Below are 3,152 nucleotides of genomic sequence, written 5' to 3' on the forward strand. Positions count from 1 at the left end.
GGTAGTGTGCTGAGAGTTCTGCAAATTCGCTGAGAGAGGGCGGTCATGGCAGGCTGGTGATGTTCAACGTCACCTGATTCCCGCGAAGGAACGCCACCATGACCAAGATTGAGAGTAAGACCGCCAGCGCTGCCGTCAAAGACATTCTGCTTTCGAACCCTGAGGGTCTGCACGAAGTGATCCGTGCGGTGATGCAGGAGGTGCTCGAGGCGGAGATGGAGGAGGCGCTGGGTGCTTCGAAGGACGAGGGCACACCGGAGCGTCTCGGCTATCGCTCGGGTTATTACGGCCGCACCCTTGTGACGCGTGTCGGCAAGCTTGAACTGCGGGTTCCGCAAGACCGAGCCGGCCGCTTCCCCACTGAGCTGTTCGAGCGCTACCAGCGTTCCGAGCGGGCCTTGGTGGCGACACTTGCGGAAATGTATGTGCAGGGCGTTTCGACCAGGAAGGTCAAGGCGATCACCGAGGAACTGTGCGGGCATGCCTTCTCGGCCTCGTCGATCTCGGCCATCAACAAGCGGCTGGACGAGAGCCTGAAGGCGTTTGCCGAACGCCCGCTTCAGGAGCCCTTTGCCTACCTCATTCTCGATGCCCGCTACGAGAAGGTGCGCGAAGCCGGCATCGTCATGAGCCAGGCGGTGCTGATCGCGGTTGGCATCGACTGGGACGGCCGGCGTCAGATCCTGGCCGTCGAGATGGCCAATCGCGAAAGCCGCTCGGCCTGGAGGGACTTCCTCGTCGGCTTGAAGGCGCGCGGCCTCAGGGGCGTCGAGTTGGTCGTGTCCGACGATCATGCCGGCCTGGTCGCGGCGATCGGCGAAGTCATCCCGGAAGCGGCATGGCAGCGCTGCTACGTCCACTTCCTCAGGAACGCGCTCGATCATCTGCCGAGGAAGCACGGCGACGACTGCCTGCAGGAACTGCGCTGGCTCTACGACCGGCGCGATCTCGCCGAGGCCAAGGCCGATCTCGCCGCGTGGCTTGCCAAATGGTCGGGCCGCTACCCACGACTGACGACGTGGGCGGAGGAAACCATCGAGAGCACGATGACCTTCTTTCGCCTGCCGCGCCAGCATCACAAGCATCTCAAGTCCACGGATGACATCGACAAGCCTGATTTCGGCTTTTCCAACTCCTGCTGCGTTTCTTTGTTTGGCTCAGGTGAGCCTGTTTCTTCGTCTCGGCCCACAGGATCTCCCGTGCGAGCGTGTCGAGACGCGGTCAAGGCTGGCCGGTGCGGTGGCGGCACGGCCGGCTGCGAGGTTTCCAGGCCACGCCTTGACGGCGTCGAGCACGGCGCCAGTCTGGAGCGGACCGAGGCGGCGATCGTGCCGCCACATTCCTTGTGCTATATTTGTCCGGCACGGACGACCACGTGGCAAAGAGTGGTGCACGAGGATGAGAGTGCCGCCACGCAGCCGTTATAGTCGTTCCTCCTTTGTGGCGTCCGTGCGCCGCTTCGGCCCGCGTGGCCGCCAATGCTGAACCATCAGCTCGTAGGCACGCTCGGCATTCTCGGCCGCGGCTTTCTCGCTGTTTCGCAACTCCTTCACGTTGTAGGCATAAGCCGAACCGCGGCGACCGACACCGCGCTCGCCCGGCGCGCCAGCCTTGAGAGCGAGCTGCCTCTGCTTTGCCGCCACCAGCGCCGGGCGAACCCAGAAGTAGTCCTGCTCCTTCGTCAGCAGATGCCAGATCAACACCGCGAGCTTGCGCGCGACCGCCACGGCTGCGACCTGATGGCCACGCTTGTTGCGGATGCGTAGGAAGAAGGCCCTGAGCGGCCCGGGCGCCTTCGCCGCCGCCCAGGCGGCCTCGACCAGCATGGCGCGGGCATGGGAGCGCCCGTGCTTGCTGATCCGGCCGTACTGCGCCAGGCCAAGACCGGATTGGCGCACACGCGGATTGAGGCCGAAGTAGCTCACCAGCTTTTGCGGTTCGCTGAAGCGCCTGATGTCTCCGATCGCCGCGATGATGCCGGTGGCAACGGTTACGTTGACGCCGGTGATCGTCTGGAGGCGACGGACCTGCACATCGTCAACCGCCTCCCGGGCAATATCACCGTCCAGGTCGGCCAGATCCTCGGCCAGGCGATCGATCTCGCGGATGTGGCGGGCGATAGCGGCCCGCTCGTCGTCGGGAAGCACCTGCCGCTCGAGCCAGGTGCGACCCCGACGGTTGAACAGATCGGCATGCGGGCACTTCGGCACGAGGTGCGCCTGCAGGATGCCATGCACCTCGTTCTTCACTCGCGTGCGATGCCGCACAACCTGGTTGCGCCGCGCGACGAGGCGGCGAAGCCGCTCAGTCCGCTCATCGGGAATCCAGACCTCCGGCAGAAAGCCGCTGGCGTGAAGTTGCGCTAGAACGCCGGCATCGATCTTGTCGGTCTTGATCCTGGCATGGGCGATCGCCTTCACCTGCATCGGGTTGGCGACAATCACCCGGCCGACATAGGGTGACAGAACCCGCACCACCGCCATGGCGTTGCCCGTAGCCTCGACGACAACCTCATCCGTCCGTCGCAAACTACGGCCGAACCCTTCCAATCCCGAGCGGGTCATGTCGACCCGTCCATGATGGCGCAGCCGGCCGTCTTCCCAAACCACCACCTCCGCAAAGGTGCGGTGGATGTCCATTCCAATCACACGTCTCATCGGCTCCTTCTCCTCAACAGTCGGGAGCCGGCGGGCGACGCGACACCTACGGATCCGCGCTCTCGGCGCAACCGGGCAGGTCGCAGGGGCGGCCAGCTACTAACGCGAGCTCGCAGCTCATCGAATACATCGGCCTGCCCGCACTTGGCGTGCTCCCGGTGCCCCTGTCCCGGATGGTCGCACCATACGCCGAAGATCGCTCATCTCCAGCGGGGATCGGATGGCACCGTCATGATCATACCGGTTACCAACATGCTCGAACGGCTCAATGAGGAAATCCGCCGGCGCACCTATGTCGTGCGCATCTTCCCCAATGCCGAAAGCTGCCTGCGCCTGGTCAGGGCATTGGCCGTCGAGACCAACGAAAACTGGATGGAGGCCAACCGATACATCAATATGGATGACCTGCGCGAGCACAAGAAGCTCGCTCTACGCCAAGCCGCATGACCAGCACCATGGCCGCCCAATTTTGCAGAACTTGACGCACACAACCCC

At 64.0% G+C, this 3,152-nt stretch carries 1 protein-coding gene and 2 pseudogenes; 2 read left to right on the plus strand and 1 reads right to left on the minus strand.

Annotated features, from left to right (window positions below; all coding sequences use genetic code 11):
• Positions 1–98: 98 nt before the first annotated feature.
• Positions 99–1,112 (plus strand): annotated as a pseudogene (locus O7A61_RS31680) (IS256 family transposase); the annotation flags it as partial.
• A gap of 309 nt (positions 1,113–1,421) precedes the next feature.
• On the opposite strand, the gene O7A61_RS31685 reads toward O7A61_RS31680, so the two are convergent.
• A complete protein-coding gene (locus O7A61_RS31685) occupies positions 1,422–2,639 on the minus strand; it encodes an IS110 family transposase (protein WP_337133097.1) in 1,218 nt (405 codons plus the stop codon).
• A gap of 264 nt (positions 2,640–2,903) precedes the next feature.
• Here O7A61_RS31685 and O7A61_RS31690 point away from each other — a divergent pair.
• Positions 2,904–3,104, plus strand: a pseudogene (locus O7A61_RS31690) (transposase); the annotation flags it as partial.
• Positions 3,105–3,152: the final 48 nt, after the last annotated feature.

Source organism: Mesorhizobium sp. Cs1321R2N1, assembly GCF_037179725.1.
Lineage (GTDB): Bacteria > Pseudomonadota > Alphaproteobacteria > Rhizobiales > Rhizobiaceae > Mesorhizobium > Mesorhizobium salmacidum.